We start from the raw sequence: 23164 nt of genomic DNA, 5'->3' as shown, positions 1-23164 counted from the left end.
GCGCCCGAGTACGCCCAGTACGAGGGCGCCGCTCCGCCTTGCGATGCACCGCACCGGACGACGCGGGAACGCACCCCACCTCCCCGAGGCCGCTTAGCCGATGAGGACACGCCCGCCGACGACCGCCTCACCGCCGCCTACGAACCGGCGCTCAGCGGCCTGCTTTCACTGCTCGAAAGCGTCAGCGCCGACGGCCCGCTGCTGATCCTGGTCGACGACCTGCAGTGGGTGGACACCCCCTCGCTGCGCTGGCTGGCCTACCTGGCCAAGCGGCTGCGGGGGCTGCGCGCCGTCGTGGTGTGCGCCCTGCGCGACGGGGAACCGCGGGCCCGGCACCCCCTGCTGAGCGAGGTCGTCGAGGCCGCGACACACCAGCTGCGCCCCCGTCCGCTGTCGTCCGCCGGCACCGCGGCGCTGATCCGCGACCACTTCGGCGAGCCGGGCGACGAGGAGTTCATCCGGGCCTGCCACGAGACCTGCGCCGGCAGCCCGTTGTCGCTGACCGCTGTGCTGCTGGACCTGGTGGCCGCGGGTCACCGGCCGACCGTCGACCGGGCCGGCGCGGTCCGCGCGGCCCGCCCCGCGGACCTGCGCGAGCGGCTGGCCAGGAGCGTACGTCTGCAGCCTGCGCCGGTACGCCAACTGGCCGCCGCGATCGCGGCCCTCGGCGAACCGGGCGACCCCGCACTCGTCCCCCGGCTGGCCGGTCTGGACCCGATCGACTACGCGGCGGCGCTGCGCGACCTGCACGCACTGGGGCTGGCCGCCGACGAGCGGGAGCCGCGGTTCGTCCACCCCGTCGTGGCGGACGCCGTCCAGTCGTCGCTGTCCGTCGCGGAGCGGGAGTGGCTGCACGACCACGCGGCGGAGCTGCTGTACCGCGCCGGGCGCTCCGACGAACAGGTCGCCGCCCAGCTGATGGCGGGCGTCACCTCCCGCCACGACTGGTCCGTCGGCGTGCTGCGGGCCGCCGCGGACGTCGCGCTGCGCCGGGGCGCCCCCGAGGTCGCCGTACGCTATCTGCGGCGCGCCCTGCTGGACGCCTCCCTGGTGGGCGAGGGCCGGTCGCGGCTGCTGATCGACCTGGCCACCGCGGAGCGCGGCCTCGACCCGGTGGCGTGCGAACGCCATATCTCCCAGGCGATCCCGCTGCTCCCCACGCCAGGCCACCGGGCCGCCGCGGCGCTGCGGCTCACCCCGGCAGTCATGGGCCTGCTGCGGCCCTCCGCCGTCGATCTGCTGCGGCAGGTCGCCCACGAGCTCGGCCCGCCGGACGCGCTGGGGGGAGCGGCGCGCGAGATGGCCCTGCGGCTGGAGGCGCGGCTGCGCCAGAGCGGCATCGACGACCCGGCGGAGCTGGCCTCGGCGGTGGAGCGGCTGTACGGGATGGGGGAGGAGCCGCCGACGGCCACGGCCGCTGAGCGTGAACTGGTCGCGGTGCTGGTCAGCGCCGCCGCACTCACCTGCAGACTGCCCGCGGACGAGGTCACCCGGCTGGCGATGCGCCTTCTGGAGCGCGAACCTGTCGCGTCGGCACGGGTGTACTCCGCGCTGCCGCTGGCCACCGTCGCGCTGGTCGCCGCCGACTCCGTGGACGCCGTCGGCTCCTGGCTGTCCGTCGAGCACCGGATCGGCCGGTCGCGCGCGGCTGTCACGGTCGCTGACGGGTTCGGCCACCTCGAGCAGGCGATGGTGCTCATGGCGCGTGGCCGGCCGACCCTGGCCCACGTCCATGCCGAGCGCGCCCTGCAGCTGTCCGATGCCCACTGGCAGGAACTCGGCCTCGCGGCCACCGTCGCGCTCGTCCGTACGGCCCTGGAGATCGGCGACCCCGCGCTGAGCGAGCGGGTGCTGGACGAGGCCTCGCGGCGCACCTCCTCCTGTCTGCCCCTGGCGGTGGCGGTGCAGTTCCTCGGCGCGTCCGTGGACGCCCACCGCGGCCGCTGGGCCGCCGCCGTGGAGACCCTGATGGCCTGCGGCCGCCGGCTGGAGTCGGTGGGCTGGCGCAATCCGGTGCTGTTCCCCTGGCGGCTGCGCGCGGCCGGCCTGTACCAGCGTCTCGGCGACCCCCGCTCGGCGCTCGCGCTCGCCGAGGAGGACCGGCTGCGGGCCGAGGAGTGGGGCGCGCCGGTCGCCATGGGCCGGGCGCTGCGGCTCAAGGGCATGCTGCTGGGCGGCGAGACGGGCGAGGACCTGCTGCGCGAGGCGGTCGGCGTGCTGCGCGGCTCGGCCAACGAACTCGAACTGGCCCGCGCCCTGCTGCAGCTGGGCGGGCGCCTCGAAGGCCGCCCGGAGGCCGATGACCTGCTGCGGGAGGCGGCGGCGCTGGCCGCCGCATGCGAGGCGCCGTGGCTGGTCGAACGGGCCCGCCGCGGCGGCGGGGACGGCACCGTCCGGCTGGAGGACGCGCTGACCCGCACCGAGCGGCGGGTGGTGACGCTGGCCGGCCGGGGACTCACCAATTCGGAGATCGCCGGAGAGCTGGGCGTCACATCCCGCGCAATCGAGAAGCACTTGACGAATTCTTATCGCAAGCTGAACGTATCAGGGCGGCGTGAACTCATCGCCGCCCTGCCGCGGCTGCAGGCGGTCAAAGGAAGTTAACGCCGCTAATGCTCCGCCGCTCGCCGTGACGCCGCCCCGGCTCCCAGGGGATCGCGCGGCGCCCCCGCACCCGGGGTACGGGGACTGCGCCCCCGTATCCGGCGCGGCGCCCGCCATGTCCCGGGGAGGCAACCTCCTGGCCAGGTCAGGGCGTTGAGATAGGGTTCGATGCGCCCGGCGGCGACACCGAACCGAACCACCGAAACCGTGGCCCGCGGACCGAACCATCGGCCGTACGCACCACAGGATTTGCGGCGCGCCGTCAGCGGACGTTGACTCGCCCGTCCAGGGCTACCTAGTCTCCGAACTGAAATACCAAATTGCACGACCAGCATTTCGTTCCCATGATTTCCCGGGGAGCGGATCCCTGAAGGGACGGCAGGCCATTGGCGATTCCCGCGCCCGCAGACACAGTGATATCCCACGACGCAGGACGTGATCAGCTCGAGTACGCCGATCTCCTCGGGCAATTCGACCAGCCAGGTGCGTGTGTGGCCCGCCTCGACCCCAACCTGCTCGTCCAGCAGGCGAATCAGGAGTTCTTCCGGCAGTTCGGAGGCTCCTCCGCGGATGTGTGCGGCCGCGCCTTCTGCGATCTGGCCCACCCCAGCCTGCGGCAGCCGCTCAGGCATCAGCTCGGCCGGCTCGTCGACGGCACCCGCCGCCGGTTCGCCACCCATGTCGTCGCCTTCGCGGCCGAGGGCGCGCCGTTCACCAGCGCGCTCACGGCCGTCCCGGTGCGTGGGGAGACCTCCCGCGTCGCCTCGATCCTGGTCGTGATGCGCTCCGCGGCGGGTGTCGATGACGCGGACGTCGTCACCCCGCACAAGAAGGTCCTCACCGAGATCGAGGCCCGCATCCTGGAAGGCATCGCCGCCGGGGTCTCGACCGTCCCGCTGGCGTCCCGGCTCTACCTGAGCCGCCAGGGGGTCGAGTACCACGTGACGCGGCTGCTCCGGAAGCTGCGGGTCCCCAACCGGGCCGCCCTCGTCTCCCGCGCCTACTCCATGGGGGTGCTCGAAGTGGGCTCCTGGCCCCCGAAGGTCGTCCAGGACTTCGTCAAGTGATCGCTCGTCCGCACCGCGCGCGACGCCACCCGGCCGCCGTGCGGTGAGCGCCCCCGGCGCGGCCCGGGGGTCAGGCGCGGGGCTCAGGTGCCGGACTCCACGTCGCGTGTACGGGACTCCAGGTCGCGCCGGGTGTCGTCGCCGTACACCCCGTCCTCGTCACCGCGGATCCCGTACCAGAGCTGGAAGCGGGCCACGGCGGAGGCGAGGCTCTGATCGTACTGGCCGCTGACCGAACCGCCCGCGTACACGTCCGGGATCCGCAGCAGCCGGGACTGGAGCTCGGAGACCTCGGGACCGCTGTCCCCCAGGGACAGCACCGCGCCCTGGCCCTGGCCCTGGCCCTCCTGTCCGTCGCCGCTCGGCGCGGCGGCGGAGGCGGTGGGCGCGGCGGGGGCCGACGTACGGCCGGAGGGGGTGCCGCTCCCCGGATCCGGCTGCGCCGCGGTGGATCCGTCGGCGCCGGGGACGAGCAGCACCAGCGTGAGCGCGAGGCCCGCCCCGACCGCCCCCGCGGCGGCCAGGGCGGCGGGGCGCGACCGGCGCCAGAACGGCGGCGCGGCGGGGGCGGCGTGCGTGGCGGAAGAGTCGGTTGAGCCTGTTGAGCCGTCCGGGGCCGCGGCGGCCGACGCCTCGGTGGCCGTCCGCAGACCGAGCTCGAACTCCTCGGTGTCCGCGTCGCCGAGGTCGTACGCGCGGGGCGGCGTCCCCGAGACCAGCGGACGGAAGAGGTCAAGGTCCTCCATCCAGCCGTCGACGGGCGGGCCGCCCTCCCGGTCGGGCTTCGTAACCGCACGGAAGATCCGGGTCGGCTCGATCACCTGCCGCCCGGTGGGCCGTTCGGGATCGGTTCCGGCAGCCATACAGACCTCCTCTTGCGCCGCGCCGTCAGGACCGGCAGGACCGGTAGGACCGTCAAGACCATCGAGAGTTGATACGGACGGGAGGCCCGGGGGACTCAACCGGAGACGTCTTTGTCGGCCGCGCCATGCCCGCGGATACCGTGGCCTGGAGCGAAGGGAGTCGAGACGATGGAACGCACGACGTGTTGTGTGGTGGGCGGCGGGCCGGCCGGGATGGTGCTCGGGCTGCTGCTGGCGCGCGCCGGAGTGGAGGTCACGGTCCTGGAGAAGCACGGTGACTTCTTGCGTGACTTCCGCGGCGACACCGTGCATCCGAGCACGCTGTCGCTGCTGGACGAACTCGGCCTCGCCGAGCGGTTCGCCGCGCTGCCGCAGCGTCATGTGCACACCATCCAGCTGCCCATCGGCCCGGGCCGCTCGCTGTTCACCGTGGGCGACATCGGCGCGCTGCCGGTCAAGTACAATTACGTCGCGATGGTGCCGCAGTGGGATCTGCTGAATCTGCTGGCGGACGAGGGTGCGCGGGAGCCCTCCTTCCGGCTGCGGATGAACACCGAGGCGACCTCCTTCCTCATGGAGCGCGGCCGGGTCGCGGGGGTGCGCTACCGCACCGCGGACGGGAGCACCGGTGAGCTGCGGGCCCAGCTGACCGTGGCCTGCGACGGCCGGGGATCGCTGGCCAGGCATCTGCCCGAGCTGGGGCTGCGGGAGTTCCCGTGCCCGATGGACGCCTGGTGGTTCCGGGTGCCGCGGCACGAGGGCGATCCGCAGGGGCTGGTGGGGAACGCCGGTGACCGCTTTCTGACCGCGATGATCGACCGCGGTGAGTACTGGCAGTGCGCCGCGCTGATCCCCAAGGGCACCGACGCGGCCCGGCGCGCGGCCGGTCTCGACCGGTTCATGGCCGAGTTCGCGGCGGCCGCCCCATGGCTGGCGGACCGCGCCCATGCCCTGCGGTCCTGGGACGAGGTGAAGCTGCTCGACGTACGTCTTGACCGGCTCCGGCGCTGGCACCGCCCCGGGCTGCTGTGCATCGGGGACGCGGCACATGCGATGTCGCCGGTGTTCGGGATCGGCATCAACCTCGCCGTCCAGGACGCCGTGGCCGCCGCCCGCATCCTCGCCGGGCCGCTCGCAGCGGGCGGGGGCGGGGTCGGGCTGCGGGAGGTGCGGGAGGTGCAGCGCCGCAGATGGCCGACCGCCGCGGCGACGCAGACGCTGCAGCGGATCGCCCACGCCCGGGTCGTCGAGCCGGTGCTGGCCGGCCGTACCCTGCTCGGCGACGGGTCCCGGCCGCCCGGGATGGTTCGGGTGCTGAACGCGGCGCCCTGGCTGAAGCGGGCCCCCGCGTACTTCCTGGCGTACGGCGCACAGCGCGAGCACCCGCCCGCCGCCGCCCTGCGCTGAAACGGTTCGGCAGGTATGGCGCCGAGCGGCGAGGGCCCGGCCGTTCAGCGGCCATGGCGCGGGCCCGGCCGCTCAGTGGCCGCGCAGCCGCTCCGTATCGCGCCGGTCGCGCTTCGTCGGGCGGCCGGTGCCGCGGTCGCGATGGCCGACCACGGCCACCTCCTCGCGCGGCGGCGGGGGAGGGGAGTTGTCGATGAAGCACTCGGCCGCGACGGCCGCCCCGACCCGCTTGCGCACCAGGCGTTTCACCACGACGATCCGTTCGCGTCCGGCGTGGAAGAGCCGCACCTCGTCCCCGGGCCGCACGGCGTGGGCGGCTTTGACGCGCTCCCCGTTGAGGCGGACGTGGCCGCCGCGGCAGGCCGTGGCGGCCAGCGACCGCGTCTTCGTCAGCCGTACGGACCAGATCCAGCTGTCGACCCGCACCGGCGCGTTGTCTGAAGCCATGCCTGAAGCCATGTCCTGACTCTATCGGCTCCGTCCAGGGCAGTACGTCCTGCTATATCCGGAATTGCTGTCTAAGGTGCGACGCATGAGCGCACACTTTGACGTCGTGGTCCTGGGGGCGGGCTCGGGCGGCTATGTCGCGGCGATCCGCGCCGCGCAACTCGGTCTGTCCGTCGCCATCGTGGAGGAGCGGTTCTGGGGAGGGGTGTGCCTGAACGTGGGCTGTATCCCCTCCAAGGCCCTGCTGCGCAACGCCGAGCTGGCCCATCTGTTCACCACGGAGGCCCAGACCTTCGGCATCCGGGTGGACGGGCAGGTGATCCTGGACTACCAGACCGCCTACGAGCGCAGCCGCAAGGTCGCCGACGGGCGCGTCAGGGGGATCCACTACCTGATGAAGAAGAACGAGATCCCGCAGTACGACGGCCGGGGCACCTTCACCGACGACCGTACGCTGCGGATCGACCTGACCGCAGGGGGAACGGAGACCCTCACCTTCGGCCACTGCGTGATCGCCACGGGCACGGTCACCAATCTGCTGCCCGGCACCTCGCTCAGCGAGCGGGTGGTGACGTACGAGGAGCAGATCCTCAGCCCGGAGCTGCCCGAGAGCGTGATCATCGCGGGGGCGGGCGCCATCGGCGTCGAGTTCGCGTACATCATGCGCAGCTACGGGGTGCGGGTGACGCTGGTGGAGTTCCTGGACCGGATCGTCCCGCTGGAGGACGAGGAGGTCTCCGCGGAGCTCGCGCGCCGCTACCGCAGGCTCGGCATCGACGTGCTCACCTCCACTCGGGTCGAGGCGATCAACGACGCGGGCCCCTCGGTGAAGGTCATGGTGACCACGGGTGGCCAGCGGCAGACGCTGCAGGCCCAGGCGGTGCTGCAGGCGATCGGTTTCCGGCCCCGGGTCACCGGCTACGGTCTTGAGAACACCGGCGTCCGGCTGACTGGAACTGCCGGCGGCGGTGGCGCCATCGCCGTGGACGCGTACTGCCGCACCAGCGTGCCGCATATCTTCGCGGTCGGGGACGTGACCGCGAAGCTGATGCTCGCCCACGCGGCCGAGGCGATGGGCGTGGTCGCCGCCGAGACGATCGCGGGCGCGGAGACCATGGCGCTTGAGTACGTGATGATTCCGCGGGCGACCTTCTGTCAGCCCCAGATCGCCAGCTTCGGCTGGACCGAGGCCCAGGCCCGGGAACTGGGCTTCGATGTGCGGGTGTCCAAGTTCCCGTTCACCGCGAACGGGAAGGCGCAGGGGCTCGGGGACCCGGCCGGCTTTGTGAAGCTGATCGGGGACGGCCGCCACGGCGAGTTGCTGGGTGGCCATCTGATCGGCCCCGAGGTCACCGAGCTGCTGCCGGAGCTGACGCTGGCGCAGCGCTGGGATCTGACCGCCCACGAGGTGGCGCGCAATATCCATGCCCATCCCACGCTCTCCGAGGCGGTGAAGGAGGCCGTGCACGGCCTCGCCGGGCACATGATCAATATGTGAGCCGCCGCGGACAGGCCCTGGTCACGCCATCAGCAGCGGTGCAAATGCCCTAAATATGCTAAAAAGACCAGATGAAGGTGGGTTCGGCGCTACGCTTCCGCAGTGTCGCCGGACAGGCGTTCGCCCTGCTGCTGGCGATCATGGCGCTGCTCGTGGTCTCCGCGGGCGTCGCGCTGGTCCTGCAGGCCCGGAACAGCGGCGAGAACCAGGCCCGGGGCCGCTCACTCGCGGTCGCCCACTCCTTCGCCCGCGCCCCGGGAGTCCTCGCCGCCCTGAGGTCCCACGACCCCAGCGCGACGCTCCAGCCCTTCGCCCAGCAGGTCAGACGGGACGCCGGCGTCGACTACATCGTGGTGACGAGCCCGAGCGGCATCCGCTACACCCACCCCAACCCACGCCAGATCGGCAAGCGCGTCGACCGCCCCCTCTACCCGGCCACGGTGGGCCGCGCCTTCACCGACAAGGTCCCGGGCGTGAGCCTCGCCGCCCCGTCCATCCGCGCGGCGGTCCCGGTCACCGACGCCAGTGGCAAGGTGATCGCCATCGTCAACGCCGGGGTCACGATCCCGAGCGCACGCCACTCGGTCGACCGCCAGCTGCCCGTCGTACTGGGATCCCTGGGCCTGGCCCTCGGGCTCGGCGCGGGCGGGGCCGCGCTGGTGAGCCGGCGGCTGCGGCTGCAGACCCGCGGCCTCGGGCCCGCCGAGATCGCCCGGATGTACGAGCACCACGACGCCGTGCTCCGCGCCGTACGGGAAGGGGTGCTGATCGTCGACGGGGAGGGAAGGCTGCTGCTCGCCAACGACGAGGCGCGCAGGCTTCTGACCCTGCCGCCCGACGCCCAGGGGAAGCAGGTGACCGACGTGGGCCTGCCGCGGGACACCGCCGCCCTGTTCGTCTCGGGCCGGCCGGCCACCGATGAGATTTACGAGGTGGGGGAGCGGCTGCTGGCGGTCAACCAGCGCCCGGCCTGCCGGCGCGGACAGCCCTGGGGCAGCGTCGCCACCCTGCGCGACACCACCGAGCTACAGCTCCTGACGGACAAGGCCGACCGGGCGCGGGAGCGCCTGGCGCTGCTGTACGACGCCGGCGTCGAGGTCGGCACCACGCTCGACATGGTGCACACCGCCCAGGAGCTGGCACAGATCGCCGTGCCACGCTTCGCCGACTGCGTCACCGTCGACCTGATGGAAGCGGTTTTGCGCGGCGAGGAGCCCGACCCCACCGACACCCGGATGCGCCGCGTCGCGATCAGCGGTCAGGAGGAGTGCCCGCCGCATCTGACGGGCGAGCCGATCGGCTCGGTGACCGTCCCGCTCACCGCGCGCGGCATCATCCTGGGTCGGGCCGACTTCTGGCGCTCGGCGCGCGCGGCGCCCTTCGAGGACGACGATCTCACCCTCGCCGAGGAGCTGGTCAGCCAGGCGGCCGCATACATCGACAACGCCCGTCGCACCGGTCGCGAGCACGCCACCGCACTGGCCCTGCAACAGAGCCTGCTGCCCCGCGAGCTGCCCGAGCACGAGGCCGTCGAGGTCGCCCACCGCTATGTGCCCGGGTATGGCGGGGCGGGCGGGGACTGGTTCGATGTCATCCCCCTGTCCGGCGCCCGCATCGCCTTTGTCGTCGGCGACGTCGTCGGCCACGGTCTGCACGCCGCCGCCACCATGGGCCGGCTGCGCACCGCCGTGCACAACTTCTCCTCGCTCGACCTGCCCCCGGACGAACTGCTGAGCGCCCTCGACGAGGTGGTGGAGCACCTGGACCAGGAGGAGGCCGTCGCGGACGGCGCGTCCCCCGGCGCCGGGGTCGCGGGCGCCACCTGTCTGTACGCGATCTACGACCCGGTCGTCCGGCGCTGCTGCCTGGCGCGGGCCGGCCACCCGCCACCCGCCTTGGCGCGCCCGGACGGCGCGGCGACCGTGCTCGACCTGCCCGCCGGACCGCCGCTGGGCCTGGGCGGGCTGCCCTTCGAGACCGCGGAGGTCGACCTCCCCGACGGCAGCCGCCTGGTGCTGTACACCAACGGGATCCTCCAGGCCGGCGGCGTCGATGTCGACACCGGTCTCGACCGGCTGCTCGGCGCGCTGGCGCGCGCCGACCCCGACCCCGAGCGCACCTGCCGAACGGTGATGGAGGCCCTGCCCCCGAACCACCCCACCGACGACATGGCGCTGCTCGTCGCCGGTGCCACCGGCCTGGCCGAGGACCACATCGCGTCCTGGGACCTTCCGCCTGACCCCTCGGTCGTCGCCGATATGCGGGCCGCCGTGGACCGGACCCTCGCGGACTGGGGCCTGGAGGAGGCGGCCTTCACCACCGAGCTGGTGGTCAGCGAACTGCTCGGCAACGCCATCCGCCACGCCTCCGGCCCCATCCGGCTGCGCCTGCTCCGCGACCGGGCCCTGATCTGCGAGGTCGCCGACGGCAGCACCACCGCACCGCATCTGCGCCGGGCCGCCAGCACCGACGAGGGCGGGCGGGGGCTGTTCCTGGTGGCCCAGATGGTCGACCGCTGGGGCACCCGCTACACCAGAAGGGGCAAGGTCATCTGGACCCAGCAGACGCTGCCCTTCGAGCCCTCAGCGGCGGCCCTCTCCTCCGTGTTCGCCCTCAGCTGATCGCCCTCGGCTGTTCACTCTTAGCTGATCACCGCCGCCGTGGTGGCCAGCAGCTCCGGGAGGGTGCCGGTGAACTCGGGCATCAGCCGCATGGCCACCGCCCAGCCTTCCGGATCCTTGCCCAGATGGGCGGCGATCAGATCCACGGCCTCCTGGCGGACCCGGCACAGCTGCTCGTCCATTCCCTCCGGGGACTCCTCGGGGCGGTTCGACGGGAACTTCGCCAGGTAGGTCGCGGCCACCCGGGCCGGCCGCGCCTCGTGGAGGATCTCCGACAGGGTCAGCTGCCCGTAGGACACCGCCGTGTTCAGCCAGTCCTGCCGGATGTACGCGGGCAGCTGGTGGTGGCGCAGCAGCTCCAGGGCGGTGGGGCGCGGGCCGGTGAGCCGGTGCGGATGGGCCGGGTGCCCCTGGCGCATCTCCGCGATCCGCCAGTCGGGGCGCAGCTCCTCCGGGAAGTCGTCCCGCTTGGCCAGCTCGACCAGCAGCGCGTCCGGCAGCGGATCGCGGCCGTGCTCGGCCAGCAGCTCCGGCCACGGGAGGTCCGGGCCGGTCTCCTCGGACAGCCGCTCCAGCGCCGCGGCGAGCTGGTCCCGCCGCCCCTCGGCCGCGCCGCGAAGATGCCCCGCCTGGCTCGTGGGCGACTGGGCATGCGCGAGCCGGTCGCGCAGCTCGGCCAGGCAGTCCGGCGCCTCGAGCGCGGATCGGACGATCTTCTGGGTGGCCGCCGGCAGCGGGTGCTTCTTGCTGCGCCGCTCGGGGAACTCGGTCTCCTCCAGCAGCGCGCGCACCTCCTCGGCGCCGCGCCGCTCGCACAGCCGCACCAGCAGGAGCAGCTGCCCGGCGAGCGTATGCAGCTTGATCTTGCCGAGCAGGATGCGGGCCAGCCGCGGATCGCCGGCCTCGACGATCGGCAGGAGCCAGTGGCGGCGCCCGCTGTTCCGCAGCTCGATGAACAGCTCCTCGGTGAGCGGCAGCGGCCCCGCACCGCTGTCGGGACGGCTGCGCCGGCCGGACAGGATCTGCCGGCGCTGCCCCGGGGTCAGCGGGGTGTTGATGTACAGCTTGGCGTTGATCTCGGGGGCGTCGTGGAGCAGCAGCTCCCCGATGATGTCCTCGGGCAGCTCCCAGCTGGAGGCGAGGCCGGCCAGTACGGACACCCCGTGCAGCTCGATGAAGCGGTCGCGCAGGGCGGCCGAGGGCTGGTGGTGGACCAGCAGATGCTGGATGGTGCGCTGGTCCAGGTGTTCCGCGAGCGCCAGCTGTATGTCCTCGGTGGCCAGTTGGTACAGCTGCAGGAACACCGCCCGGGCGCCCTCCGGGGTGCTCACCGGGTACTCGGGGGCCAGCGGCCGGGGCCAGGGCTTGTTCCGGTGCTTGGCCACCTGTTCGCGGGCCGCGGCGACCAGCTCCGTGGGTGTTCCGGTGAAGCGGGGCAGCAGTGAGTACATGGCGCGCCAGGTGGCGAAGTCGTCGCCCAGCTCGGCCACCAGGCCGGTCAGCGCTTCGCGGACGGGAGCCTCGCCGTGGGGCAGCGAGTTGAGGACCGTGCGGGCAGGGCTGATCTCCGCCAGCACCCGTGGCACCGGATACTCGCCGCTGTGGATGCCCCGGCCCAGCAGTTTGGCCAGGTTGAAGCGGGAGTAGGAGTCGTTCCAGTCGCCACCCATGAGGAGCTGCCACGGCAGCGGGGAAGTGCCGGGGAGATGGCGGGGCGCCTCCTTGTAGGCCGCCAGCACGATCTCGTCCGGGCAGTCCTGGCGGGCCGCCAGCATGAGGAGCGCGCCGTTCGGCAGGGGCTCCCGCCGGTGCTCGGCCAGCAGCGAGTCCCAGTCCACGTGGCCCAGGGGGAATTCGTCGCGCGTCCACTTCACCTCGCGCAGCCTGCTCACCAGGGCCGCCCCGGACAGGGCCGGGGCGCTGGGGGCGGGCGCGGCGGTCTCGTCGGTGGCCTCGGACACCGAGGCACTCTCCAGCACGGCCGCCGGGTCGGGCGCGGCCACCGCCCGCCGCACCAGCTCCGCCACCGCCGGGCGCAGCGCGGGCAGTTCGGCGAGCTCGGCCAGCTCGGCGACGCCGCCGTAGGTGAGCATCGCCCGGCAGGCGGCCAGCTGATCATCCAGCCCTGCCCGGTCGCCGAGGGATTTCAGGGCGTGGCGCACGACGCTGGGGAAGGGCGCGCGCAGCGCGGGGAGGAGCTTCGGGCCGGTGGCGTTCAGCAGATACTCCACCAGCCCGTCCGGCTCGTGCCAGTCGGGGTCGTCCAGATTCTGCTTCGCGCCCTCCAACACCGCGGCCTGCAGTGTCTGGCGGTCGCCGTGCCCCTGGTAGAGCCGTGGGCCCAGCGCCGTATAGCCCAGCGCGGCAAGGCGCAGCAGCACCGGTTCGCGCTCGCGGGTCAGCGGGCACCCGGACAGCGCCCAGATCATTTCGGCGTCGCCGGTGGCGAACGCCGTGTCCACCAGATAGTCGGGCAGCGGTTCCCGCCCGGCCATCAGCGCCATGGCCTCCTCGCGCAGCCGGGCCATCAGGTCCGGGGCGAGTGCGGGGCCGGCCAGCCGGAACGTGGCCGAGAGCAGGGATTCGTCGAGGGTCGCCACGCCGGGTGTTCTCCGATCGTCGAGAAGAGTGCAGAGGGAGCAAGAAGGAGGGATGGGAAGAGGGGGCTCAGGGGGTCGCGGACAGCTCGGCCATCCTGGACAGCGCGCCGATCCAGAACCGCTGCCGCTCCGGGGTCTGCCCCACCAGATGGGCGGCGCGCAGCTTCGGCGGCATATGGCGCAACAGCCGCGCGACCACCTCGGCATGGCGCTTCAGCTGCGAGACCTCGGCGTTGGCGAACACCTGGTGCACCAGATCGGTGTCATTGGTGCCCTCGGACGAGCTCTCACAGGCCGCGGCCAGCCTGGCCTCCCACTCCGCCACATCGCGCGCCAACTCCTTCAGCCCGATGACCTTCTGCCCCAGGCTCTCCGACAGCCGCGCCTCGAGCTGGGACAGCGGCACCGGGGCGTACTCCCCGTCGCCGAGGTAGATCAGCCCGGTCTCCAGCGGCTGCCCGGCCAGATGCAGCTTGATCAGCCGCTCCAGGGTCCGCTTGGTGATCCACTCCCGGCCCTCGTCGTCGATATCGCTCTTCCACCACTCCAGCGCCGTCTCGGCCACCTCGCCATAGGTGTCGATCAGCCACTGATTGGCGGGGATGTCCTGCGGGCTCACCTCGTAGCTGACCGTGAATCGGCTGGCCTGCGCCACGTTGTTGCTGCTGACCAGCAGCTTGCGGCCGAGGTGGTACGGCGGGTTCTGCAGCGCTATCTGGGCGCACAGCCCTGGAATCGGCCGGCCGGCCAGCGACCACTCCTGGGTGATCTCCATCAGCTTGGCGAAGGTGGCCTTGTCCTTGGGCCGGTTGTACTCGTCCCAGACGATCACCTTGGACTCGGGCCCCATGAGCGAGCGGCTGAGCAGCGTGTCCAAGGTGCCGTCGGGCGTCGGGATCGGCACACACAGGTCCTCGACATTGGTCACCGGCAGCGAGAAATAGACCGGGTCGCGCCCCGTCTCCTCCCGGACCACCGCCTTGGTGATCTCCGTCTTGCCGCAGCCGGGCGGGCCCTGGAGCAGCACGGACCAGTTCTCCCGGACGGCGGTGCGCAAAATGGCGCGCACCGGATCCGCGATCGTCGCCGGGTTCGGGCAGCCGACGGCCGCCGCGATGCCGTCCAGGATCTCGGCCGTGCGGTCGGGGCCCGGCTTGCCGTCCGACTTCGTATCCCGCAGGCGCAGCCGCTGACCGCCGACCAGCGGCAGCGCCCAGGACAGGGGAAACCCGGCGCGGGCGCAGTCCAGCACATGCTGGAGGGTGCGCGGCGACAGCAGAGAGCGCAGCCGCGGGGTCAGCCCGGCCCAGAGCCGGAACACCTCGGTCAGGTCCCAGTTTTCGTAGCGCTCGGCCAGGTTCTGCCGCCAGGCGGTGTCATTGGCGGTCACCCGCAGGGTGACCATACGGTCCAGCACGGCCAGATCGCTGCGCCGGGCGCTGGTCTCGGCCAGTGACTCGTTGTCGGCGAGGAAGACGCCGACGCAGCCGAGCTTGCGCAGATCGTGCTCGCCGAGCGTCCAGTTGCAGGCGATCTGCATCAGCTGGGACTGAACGGTCTCGCCGGCCTGCAGCGAGTCGTCGATCAGCAGCACAAACGGCTTACCGGGGGTGAGCTGACGCATAATCAGCTGGGTGAGGACCAGCTCACCGCTGTGCTCGTCCCGCACCGGCGCGTTGACCAGCAGATCGTCCGGGGTCAGATTGGCCGCCGGGACCAGGATCACCTCGGTGCCGGGGTGCGCCTCGGGGACATAGGAGAGAAACGTCGACGTCTTGCCGATGCCGTGCTCGCCGAAGACCTGCCCGGTCTGCCCCATGGCGATCATCGCGCTGATGAACTGCTCCAGACGGGCGCCGCTGCCCGGCCCGGTCCGCCGCGCCGTCTTCTGTGTGCTGCTCACAGTGGTCTGTTCCCTCGTTGTGTCTGTCGATGTCCGAAACGACTCGCCGACGAGCCGGCCGTCAGCTGTCACCGGTGACCACCCGGTGGCAGGCCATCGGCGGATCGTGCCGCTCCGGCCAGTCGCTCCCGCCGTCCGTGATCAGCCAGATCCACCGGTCGGGGTGGGCCGGGGTGACCTCGGGCGCATAGCCGTCGGTGACCATGATCACCGCGTCGGCGCGCTCCTCGAACCGCCGCCCGTTCACCTCCAGTCGGCCCTCGACATAGTCGACGACCAGCTGGAAGTTCGTCCCGCCGCCGCCGAGCACCCGCTCCCCGGGGACAAAGGGCATCACGGCGCCGTCGAAGCTCAGCCAGTGGCTTTCCACCCCGTCGGTCCGGCCCACCAGCGAGGTGATCCAGTCGACCACCTGCTGCGGCATCGAACCCGAGGTGTCCAGCGCGACCACCACCACCTTGGTGCGCTCCGCGCCCCGCCGGGAGAGCATCGGGTCATGGCCGAGCGCCAGCAGCACGGCCCCCTGCTTCTTCGGATAGACCAGCCGCTCGCCCTCGCGCAGCTTGGAGGCCAGCACATCGGAGAGCCAGCGCCGCCACCACTCCACCCGCCGGGTCCGCGGGGTCTCACCGCGCAGTGCGGCCAGGCCCATCCGGCCCCACATGCGCTCCAGCCGTTTGCCGCCCCCGGCGGTGCGGTCCGCCAGGGCCAGCATCTCCTCCCGGGCGATGCCCTCGCCGCGCAGCGCCGCCCGCATCGCCTCGCTCAGGGTGGCGTCGACGATGGAGGACAGCGTCTCCTCGTCCATCGGCAGGCTACGGCCCGCGCCTTGGCCCTGCTCGGCCCCGGCCAACTGCATATGGATGCACACCGCGGGCGGTACGGGCGGCCGGCGCATCCGCTTGAGCTCCCCGTACACCCCCAGGTCGGTATCGACGAAGTCCCGGTAGGACAGCGGCGTCAGACCCTGCTCGGACAGATCGGCCACATACTGCCCGTGCACCTCGCGCGGGTCGACGCCCACCGGCTCCCGGCGGGTGCCCCCGCGGCCGTCCGGCACCTCCTGGGCGGGCAGCTCCGTACGCCCGAGACGGACCATGGCCACATGGTTGATCGCCACCTCGGCGGCCAACTCGAAGACCGGGTCGGCGCGCAGCTCCTCGTCCACGTACAGATGGCGGTGGATCAGATGGCGCGCCTCGTGGAACAGCACGAACCGCACGCCGCTCGGCCCGATCCGGACGAAAAACTCAGGGTTGTACAGCAGCAGGCAGCTGCCGTCGCCCACGGCCACCACCGCCGCCGTGTCCACCGCCGCGGTGGCGATCTGGTGGTGGCACTTCGCGTACAGCCACGAGCCCACCACGCTGTCCTTGACCCCGAAGTCCAGCAGCGCCGCCTCCTTGAGCCGACGGCCCTCCTCCGCCACCGCCGGATCCGCCACCTGACACTCCAGCAGCGCCCGGCGGTCGCGCAGGTCGATCACCCCCCGCGCCGCGGCATGCCGACTCTCCCCCGTCACCCGTGCCACTGGCCCCCCTTTTATCCCGCGCTGCTCCCGCATGCCGCTTTTCCGCATGCCGCGTTCCGGCGCGGCCCTGTCCGGCCCCGCTATCAAGAACGTTATCCACCGGGTCTGACAGCGCCGCTTTGGGTCCGTCGCGTTCAGACCACCATCGGCCGGTCGGCCGGGGTGACGGGGGCCGGGAGCGTCGTGGAGCCCGCGAGATAGCGGTCCACGGCCGCGGCGGCGGAGCGGCCCTCCGCGATGGCCCATACGATCAGCGACTGGCCGCGGCCCGCGTCACCCGCCACGAAGACGCCCTCGCAGCCGGTGGCGAACCCCTCGTCCCGGGCGATATTGCCCCGGGCGTCGAGCTTCAGGCCGAGCTGGGTGATCAGGCCGCCGTCCCGCTCAGGACCCGAGAAGCCCAGCGCCAGCAGGACCATGTCCGCTCGTAGCACTCGCTCGGAGCCCGGTTCTGGCCGCCCGTCCGCGTCGACCCCGACCAGCCGCAGCGCCCGGACAGCGCCCGTCGCGCCTCCGGAGCCAGGGTGCGCCCCCTCGAAGCGGATCGTGGCGGCCGAGAACAGCCGCGCGTCCACATCGGCGTCCGGCGACGCGCCCAGCTCCTGGGCCTCCTCATGGGCGGCGGACATCCGGTAGATCTTGGGGTGGACCGGCCAGGGCTGGTCCTCGGGCCGCTCGGTCCCGGGCCGGAGGTGGATGTCCAGCTGGGTGACGGAGGCGGCGCCCTGGCGCAACACGGTGCCCAGGCAGTCCGCGCCGGTGTCCCCGCCGCCGACGATCACCACATGTCTGCCCTCGGCCGTGATCGGCGGCCGGGCGAAATCGCCCTCCTGGACCCGGTTGGCCAGCGGCAGGTACTCCATCGCCTGATGTATTCCGGCCAACTCCCGCCCCGGCACCGACAGCTCCCGCCACGCCGTCGCCCCGACCGCGATGACCAGTGCGTCGTAACGGGCCCGCAGCTCGGCGGCGTCCACGTCGGTGCCCACGCCCACGCCCGTACGGAACTTGGTGCCCTCGGCGCGCAGCTGCGCCAGCCGGCGGTCGAGGTGGCGCTTCTCCATCTTGAACTCGGGGATGCCGTAGCGCAGCAGTCCCCCCACCCGGTCGGCCCGCTCGTACACCGCCACCGTGTGTCCGGCGCGGGTCAGCTGCTGGGCCGCGGCCAGGCCCGCCGGGCCCGAGCCGATGACCGCGACGGTCTTCCCGGACAGCCGCTCCGGTGGCTTCGGGGTCACATAGCCGCTCTCCCACGCCCGGTCCACTATGGCCCGTTCGACGTTCTCTATCGTCACCGCGGGCTGGTTGATGGCCAGCACACATCCGCTCTCGCAGGGCGCCGGGCACAGCCGGCCGGTGAACTCCGGGAAGTTGTTGGTCGCGTGCAGCCGCTCGCTCGCCCGCCGCCAGTCGTCGCGCGAGACCAGCTCGTTCCACTCGGGGATCAGGTTTCCCAGCGGGCAGCCCGCGTGGCAGAACGGGATGCCGCAGTCCATGCAGCGCCCGGCCTGCGCGCCGACGATCGGCAGCAGACCGCCGGGCACCTGCACCTCGTTCCAGTCCCGCACCCGCTCGGCCACCGGGCGGCGCGGCGGAAGCCGGCGAGGTGTGAAGAGAAAGCCTTTCGGGTCGGCCATGGCGGCATTCCTTACCCGTGTCTGTCCGTGTCACGGACCGGCCGCGTGATGGCGCGGCGCACCGTGGACACCACGCCTTTCCCCACTGTACGTCCGGCCGCAAGGGCGCCCATGCGGCCGCCACCTGCCGCCACCTGCGGCCACCGCGCAGTCGGCGCATGCGCGATCGCCGCCCGGTGATGTTCCCCGCACGCTGGAGGAGACGCGCGAAGAGAGACGAAGGGAGCGGCGTCATGGCCTGTGGATCTCGCGGATCGACGCCCCTGTGGGCCGGCGAGGCCAGCTGGTTCTGCTGCGGCAACTCCTGGGGCCCGTGCGCGAGCACGGGTGGCGGCGACTGTGGCACCTGCCGGTCCGGCGAGCCGCAGGCCGCGTGGCCGCACGCCTCCCAGGAGTGCTGGGAGATCACCCGGCCGGACCTGTGCGGGGAGGACATACCGAAGCGTGGCTGCGGCAGCGTACTGACCGTCCGCCACCAGTGCTCCGACGCGTCGGTGTGTGTGACGATCACCGACTGCGGCCCGCGCACCAAGAGCTTCTGCTCCGAGAAGACCTGCTGCGACGGGGTCTGCCGGACCAACCGGGTCATCGACCTCACGCCCGCGGCCTTCGCCGCCCTCGGCAGCCTCAGCTCCGGCACCCTGCCGGTGCTGATCGACGAGTGACGGAGGACCCGGCCATGACCCCGCCCCGACCGGCCCCCGGCCGCCTCAAAGTCCCCGCGGGCCACGGCAGACGGCGGTTTCTGACCACCGTGGCCCTGGGCGGCGCCACCATCGTCGGCGCGACCTCGCTGGGCGCCGTCGACGCCGACGCCGCCTTCACCGCGCCCCTTGAACCCCTGGACCCGGCCGTCGCCCGGAGCGCCTTCGTGGAGGGCCGGATCCAGCGGATCGACGGCAGTGTGCTGGACATCGCCGGATCCCACGGCGACCGGGCGCGGGTACGGCTGACCAACGCCACCAGCGTCTGGAAGGCGGGGGTCGCCACCGCCGAGCAGATCGAGGCCGGTGACGGGCTGTACGCCCGTGGTGTCCCGATGCCCGACGGCACCGTCGCCGCCGACGCGGTGTGGGTGAACATCGTCAACCTCTACGCCACCGTCCGCGGCATCGAACAGGACCGGCTCCATCTGACGCACGGAGCGCACCGGATCGTCGGCCATCTGTCCCCGGCCACCACCAGCGCCTCGTACGCGCGCACCGCCCCCACCTCCGATCTGTCCCTGCTGCGGGTGGGCGACGGCGCCCAGGTGCTCGGCGCATGGCGGCCCGCGGACGGGACCGTGGACATCGTCCGGGTCTCGGTCGGGCCCCCGCCGGGGAGCGTACGGTGATCGCCCCGCCCGCCGGGGCGGCCCCGCTGCTGACCGCCGGGCTGCTCGGCTGGACCGGCGTGGCCAAGCTGTGGCCCCGCCGCCCAACCCGCCCGGCGCCGCCCGCCGCGCTCGTCCAGCTGCTGCGCGGCGCCCGCCCGGCCGCGCTCGCCCTGCGGCTGCTCGGCGTACTGGAACTGCTGCTCGCCATCGCGCTGCTCACACTGCCCGGGACCGCGGCCCCGGGGGTGGCGGCAGCCGTCCTCGGGATGGGCTTCACCGGCTATCTGGGCTACGCCCGCCGGGCCGCACCGGGCTCGTCCTGCGGCTGTACGGGGAGCGGTACGGCCCCCGTCACCTGGCGCGCCTTCGCCCGTGCCACCGCCCTGGCGGCGGGTGGCGCGGTGGCGGCCGTGGCGGCGACGGCGGGGGAGCCCTGGTGGGCGGCGGTGGCGCGGCGGCCGGTCGGTTCGCTGTGCCTGGTCGGCGGCGGCGCGATCGGGCTCGTGGCGCTTGCGGCCGACGGCCGTGCGGGCTGGTGGTGGCGCGGCGTTCGGGCGCGTGGCCTTCGGCGGCGGGGCGCCGGACCGCCGCTCGCCGGGCCCGTGGACGGCGGCGTGGTCCCGGTGGCCGCCACGGTCGAGCTGCTGGAGCGCTCGCTGGCCTGGCGGGCGGCGGCCCCGGTGGTGCGGTCCGCGCTGCTCGACCACTGGGACGACGGTGGCTGGCGCGTCCTCCAGTACTCCGGGGTGCACGGCGGGGGCCCGGGCGCAAGGCCCGTCTTCGTGCTCTTCGCCGTGGACGCCGCGGCCAGCCTGGACACGGTGGCCGAGCCCGCGGTCCGCGTCGGTGTCGTCGACGCGGACACCGGAGAGCCGGTGGCGGTCCCCACCCGGCCGCTGCGGATGCCCGGTTAGGGCGAAGGCCCGGCCGACGCGGCGAGCAGGGCGGTGTCGTCGTCGACGCGCCCGGGGGCGTGGAGCAGGCCCATGGACCGGTCGATGATCCGCTGCGGGTCGAGCCGCTCCGACTCGGACAGTCCCGCGCAGGTCGCCCGCAGGGCCGCCAGCCCCGCGTCGACCGACAGCCTGCTGTTCTCCACCAGACCGTCGGTGTACAGCAGCAGCCCGGCGCCGGCCGGCAGCCGCGTCGCGTGGTTCTCGGGCGCCCCCTGCACCAGCCCCAGCGGGGCACCCGGTCGGGTCTGCAGAAAATCGGTGGCCTCGCCCGCCACCACCAGCGGCGGAAGGTGTCCGCCCGACGCCCACCGCAGCCGGCGGGTCCGCGGCTCGTACACCGCGTACAGACACGTCGCGAAGTGTTCGACGTCCAGCGACCGCAGATACGCGTCCAGCTTGGCGAGGAGCGTGCCCGGGGCGGCGCGGTCCAGCGCGAAGCCGCGCAGGGCGGGCCGCAGCCGGCCCATCACGGTCGCGGCGTCCACGTCGTGGCCCATCACATCGCCGATCGCCAGCCCCATGGCCCCGCCGGGCAGCGCGATCACGTCGTACCAGTCGCCGCCGATCTCCGTACCGGTGGTGCTGGCCCGGTAGTAGGACGCGGTGCGCAGTCCGGGCACCTGGGGCAGGTGCTGGGGCAGCAGCGCCCGCTGCAGGGTCAGCGCCAGCCGGCGCTCGTTGCGGAACCGGGCGGCGTTGTCGTACGCGAGGGCCAGCCGGCCGGCGAGGGATTCGAGGTGCCTCCGGTCCCCCTCGCCGTACGCCGGCCCGCGCCTGGCGACGGCCAGCGCCCCGAGCGTCCGGCCGTGGGCGACCAGCGGTACGGACAGTACGGTGTCGGGTGGGGGCGTCCGGGCGCGGCCGGCGCCGAGGCTTTCGCCGAGGGCGCGCTCCAACTCCATCGGTCCGACCGTCCGCTTGCCCGCGACGAACACGGACTGCTCCGCCCGCGGGTCGGTGAACCGGATCCGGAACTCGTCGGCGAGGGCCGGAATCAGCACCTCCGACGCGGTCTCCAGCACCTGCGGCGGGTCGAGGCTGTCGGAGAACAGCATGCTCGCCTGGGCGAGGGAGGTGAGTGCGGCCGCGTGGCGGCGGCTGTCGGTGAGCACCTGCTCGCGCAGCCGCGACAGCTCCAGGTTGGCGCGCACCCGGGCGAGCAGCTGGCGGGCGGAGAAGGGTTTGGCGAGATAGTCGTCCGCGCCCGCCCGCAGGCCCTGCACCGTCGCCTCCTCCCCGGCCCTGGCGGTCAGCAGGATGATCGGCAGACGGGTGGTCCGGGGATCCGAGCGCAGCGCCCGTACGAGCGCGAACCCGTCCAGCCGCGGCATCATCACATCGGTCAGCACCAAGTCGACGGGGCGGGACAGGGCCGTATCCAGCGCCGCCCGGCCGTCCCCGACCAGCAGCACATCGTGGTCAGGGCCGAGCAGTTCCTTGAGATAGCAGCGCACATCGGCGTTGTCGTCGGCGACCAGCAGCAGCGGCCGACGGGCTCCGTCGCCCTCCGGCGAAGCCACCGGGATCCACTCCTCGGCGGGGACCGGGGCGGCGGCAGTGTCCTTGCAGATGTCCTCGGTCAGGTCCGTGTCGCTGCGCAGCCAGTGCAGCGCCTCCCCGGCATAGGCGGCGGTGCGCTCCTGCCGGGCGGTCCCTTCATGGCCGAGAGAGCCGGCGCCGGTGGTGCCCGCCGCCAGATGGGCGGTGCCGAACGGCACCTCCACGGTGAAGGTGCTGCCCTCACCCGGTCTGCTGCTCACCGAGACGGTGCCCGCGTGCAGCTCGACCAGGTCCTTGACGAGCGCGAGGCCGATGCCACTGCCCTCGTGCGAGCGCGAGCGCGCCCCGCGCACCTGGTGAAACCGGTCGAAGAGATACGGCAGCTCCTCCGGGGGCACCCCGGTGCCGGTGTCCGCCACGGTCAGCCGCGCCCGCTCCCCGGCCGCGGCCAGCCGCACCGTGACCCCGCCCGCGAAGGTGAACTTGAGCGCGTTGCTGAGCAGATTGAGGACGATCTTCTCCCACATCTCCCGGTCCACATGCACCGGTCCGGGCAGCGGGTGACACTCCACCCGCAGGCTGAGCCCCGCCAGGTCGAAGGCGGAGCGGAACACCGCCGCCAGCTCCGCCGTGACACGTGAAAGATCCACCGGCTCGAAGTGGCCCTTCAGCCGCCCGGCCTCCGCCCGGGAGACATCGAGCAGCGTGTTGACCAGCTTCAACAGGCGCAGCGCGCTGCGCTCGGCGAGTTCGAGCTGTCTGCGCCGCTCGGGCCGGTCCTCCACCGAGAGGGCCTGCTGCACCGGCCCCAGCAGCAGGGTCAGCGGGGTGCGGAACTCATGGCTGACGTTGGCGAAGAACGTCGTCTTGGCGCGGTCCAGCTCGGTCAGCGCCTCCGCGCGCAGACGGTGCTCCTGCTGGGTGTGCGCCGCCGCCAGCGCCGCGCTGACACCGCGGGCGAGCACATCGTAGAAGTCCTGGTAGGAGGCGTTGACGGGCAGCTTGGGGTTGATCCCCATGACGAGTACGCCCGCCACCTCGTCCGAGCGGAGCAGCGGATGGGCCAGCGCCTTCTGCCCCGGCCACCCGAGCAGCGAACCCGGCAGGCAGGCCGGGGCGGCGCCCTCGACCACCGCGGCCAGCTTCGCCGCGAGCCCGCCCTCCTCGGCGGGCTCCGCCAGCCGTAGGTCCGCGGCCGGCCCGGTGGCGTCC

The 23164-nt window shown here is 73.1% G+C and carries 15 protein-coding genes; 8 read left to right on the top strand and 7 right to left on the bottom strand.

All coding sequences use genetic code 11. From position 1 onward, the window contains the following. Both ACWDSL_RS39690 and ACWDSL_RS39685 read left to right on the top strand, forming a co-directional pair. Nucleotides 1-2604, top strand: a 2604-nt coding sequence (locus ACWDSL_RS39690) for an ATP-binding protein (protein WP_450492824.1), incomplete at its 5' end; no start/stop codon positions are given. 413 nt (nt 2605-3017) lie between these two features. Then, nucleotides 3018-3671, top strand: coding sequence for a PAS domain-containing protein (locus tag ACWDSL_RS39685; protein ID WP_450492823.1), 654 nt, complete (start codon nt 3018-3020; stop codon nt 3669-3671). 83 nt (nt 3672-3754) lie between these two features. On the opposite strand, the gene ACWDSL_RS39680 is transcribed toward ACWDSL_RS39685, so the two are convergent. Then, entirely contained in the window at nt 3755-4534 is a 780-nt protein-coding gene (locus ACWDSL_RS39680) for a peptidoglycan-binding domain-containing protein (protein WP_450492822.1), read from the bottom strand. A gap of 168 nt (nt 4535-4702) precedes the next feature. Between ACWDSL_RS39680 and ACWDSL_RS39675 the strand changes: the two genes are divergently transcribed. Continuing rightward, nucleotides 4703-5941 (top strand): FAD-dependent oxidoreductase, encoded by a 1239-nt coding sequence (locus tag ACWDSL_RS39675; RefSeq protein WP_450492821.1) that lies wholly within the window; start codon nt 4703-4705, stop codon nt 5939-5941. A gap of 72 nt (nt 5942-6013) precedes the next feature. Here the strand turns inward: ACWDSL_RS39675 and ACWDSL_RS39670 are convergent, their stop codons facing one another. Beyond that, nucleotides 6014-6388, bottom strand: coding sequence for an RNA-binding S4 domain-containing protein (locus ACWDSL_RS39670; RefSeq protein WP_450492820.1), 375 nt, complete (start codon nt 6386-6388; stop codon nt 6014-6016). Between the two features lie 85 nt (nt 6389-6473). On the opposite strand from ACWDSL_RS39670, the gene lpdA reads away from it, so the two are divergent. Both lpdA and ACWDSL_RS39660 read left to right on the top strand, forming a co-directional pair. Further along, complete coding sequence (gene lpdA / locus ACWDSL_RS39665; RefSeq protein WP_450492819.1) at nt 6474-7886, top strand: dihydrolipoyl dehydrogenase; 1413 nt, start codon at nt 6474-6476, stop codon at nt 7884-7886. Between the two features lie 71 nt (nt 7887-7957). Then, nucleotides 7958-10507: a SpoIIE family protein phosphatase gene (locus tag ACWDSL_RS39660; protein ID WP_450492818.1), complete on the top strand. Its 2550-nt coding sequence runs from the start codon at nt 7958-7960 to the stop codon at nt 10505-10507. A gap of 20 nt (nt 10508-10527) precedes the next feature. On the opposite strand, the gene ACWDSL_RS39655 is transcribed toward ACWDSL_RS39660, so the two are convergent. The 4 genes from ACWDSL_RS39655 to ACWDSL_RS39640 all read right to left on the bottom strand — a co-directional run bounded on the left by ACWDSL_RS39655 (nt 10528) and on the right by ACWDSL_RS39640 (nt 18178). Then, nucleotides 10528-13107 (bottom strand): hypothetical protein, encoded by a 2580-nt coding sequence (locus tag ACWDSL_RS39655; RefSeq protein WP_450492817.1) that lies wholly within the window; start codon nt 13105-13107, stop codon nt 10528-10530. Between the two features lie 67 nt (nt 13108-13174). After that, nucleotides 13175-14935: an AAA family ATPase gene (locus ACWDSL_RS39650; RefSeq protein WP_450492825.1), complete on the bottom strand. Its 1761-nt coding sequence runs from the start codon at nt 14933-14935 to the stop codon at nt 13175-13177. 136 nt (nt 14936-15071) lie between these two features. Next, nucleotides 15072-16541 carry a DUF2201 family putative metallopeptidase gene (locus ACWDSL_RS39645; protein ID WP_450492816.1) on the bottom strand — a complete coding sequence of 490 codons (1470 nt, stop codon included), beginning with the start codon at nt 16539-16541 and terminating at the stop codon, nt 15072-15074. 134 nt (nt 16542-16675) lie between these two features. Further along, nucleotides 16676-18178, bottom strand: a complete 1503-nt coding sequence (locus tag ACWDSL_RS39640) for a glutamate synthase subunit beta (RefSeq protein WP_450492815.1) — start codon at nt 18176-18178, stop codon at nt 16676-16678. Nucleotides 18179-18411: 233 nt separating this feature from the next. Here ACWDSL_RS39640 and ACWDSL_RS39635 point away from each other — a divergent pair, with 233 nt between their 5' ends. From ACWDSL_RS39635 to ACWDSL_RS39625, 3 genes are read left to right on the top strand one after another with little or no spacing between them, the layout of a single operon-like run. After that, the gene (locus ACWDSL_RS39635; RefSeq protein WP_450492814.1) at nt 18412-18843 is read left to right on the top strand and encodes a septal ring lytic transglycosylase RlpA family protein; all 432 of its coding nucleotides are present in this window, start codon (nt 18412-18414) and stop codon (nt 18841-18843) included. A gap of 14 nt (nt 18844-18857) precedes the next feature. After that, nucleotides 18858-19514: a cell wall protein gene (locus ACWDSL_RS39630; protein WP_450492813.1), complete on the top strand. Its 657-nt coding sequence runs from the start codon at nt 18858-18860 to the stop codon at nt 19512-19514. Next, a complete protein-coding gene (locus tag ACWDSL_RS39625; RefSeq protein ID WP_450492812.1) occupies nt 19511-20410 on the top strand; it encodes a MauE/DoxX family redox-associated membrane protein in 900 nt (299 codons plus the stop codon). The genes ACWDSL_RS39630 and ACWDSL_RS39625 overlap by 4 nt, the downstream gene beginning before the upstream one ends. Here ACWDSL_RS39625 and ACWDSL_RS39620 read toward each other — a convergent pair. After that, nucleotides 20407-23164, bottom strand: a 2758-nt coding sequence (locus tag ACWDSL_RS39620; protein WP_450492811.1) for a SpoIIE family protein phosphatase, incomplete at its 5' end; no start/stop codon positions are given. The two genes, ACWDSL_RS39625 and ACWDSL_RS39620, sit on opposite strands and share 4 nt — an antisense overlap.

This window comes from Streptomyces sp. NPDC000941 (assembly GCF_053599555.1).
The sequence above is the reverse complement of the archived record's forward strand: the minus strand, read 5'-3'. Positions and strand labels throughout refer to the sequence as shown.

What these genes read in the sequence shown, in the direction of transcription:
- ACWDSL_RS39680 (WP_450492822.1), bottom strand. Translation starts at nt 4,534, where the DNA reads ATGGCTGCCGGAACCGATCCCGAACGGCCCACCGGGCGGCAGGTGATC.
- ACWDSL_RS39675 (WP_450492821.1), top strand. Translation starts at nt 4,703, where the DNA reads ATGGAACGCACGACGTGTTGTGTGGTGGGCGGCGGGCCGGCCGGGATG.
- ACWDSL_RS39670 (WP_450492820.1), bottom strand. Translation starts at nt 6,388, where the DNA reads ATGGCTTCAGACAACGCGCCGGTGCGGGTCGACAGCTGGATCTGGTCC.
- lpdA (WP_450492819.1), top strand. Translation starts at nt 6,474, where the DNA reads ATGAGCGCACACTTTGACGTCGTGGTCCTGGGGGCGGGCTCGGGCGGC.
- ACWDSL_RS39660 (WP_450492818.1), top strand. Translation starts at nt 7,958, where the DNA reads ATGAAGGTGGGTTCGGCGCTACGCTTCCGCAGTGTCGCCGGACAGGCG.
- ACWDSL_RS39650 (WP_450492825.1), bottom strand. Translation starts at nt 14,935, where the DNA reads ATGATCGCCATGGGGCAGACCGGGCAGGTCTTCGGCGAGCACGGCATC.
- ACWDSL_RS39640 (WP_450492815.1), bottom strand. Translation starts at nt 18,178, where the DNA reads ATGGCCGACCCGAAAGGCTTTCTCTTCACACCTCGCCGGCTTCCGCCG.
- ACWDSL_RS39635 (WP_450492814.1), top strand. Translation starts at nt 18,412, where the DNA reads ATGGCCTGTGGATCTCGCGGATCGACGCCCCTGTGGGCCGGCGAGGCC.
- ACWDSL_RS39630 (WP_450492813.1), top strand. Translation starts at nt 18,858, where the DNA reads ATGACCCCGCCCCGACCGGCCCCCGGCCGCCTCAAAGTCCCCGCGGGC.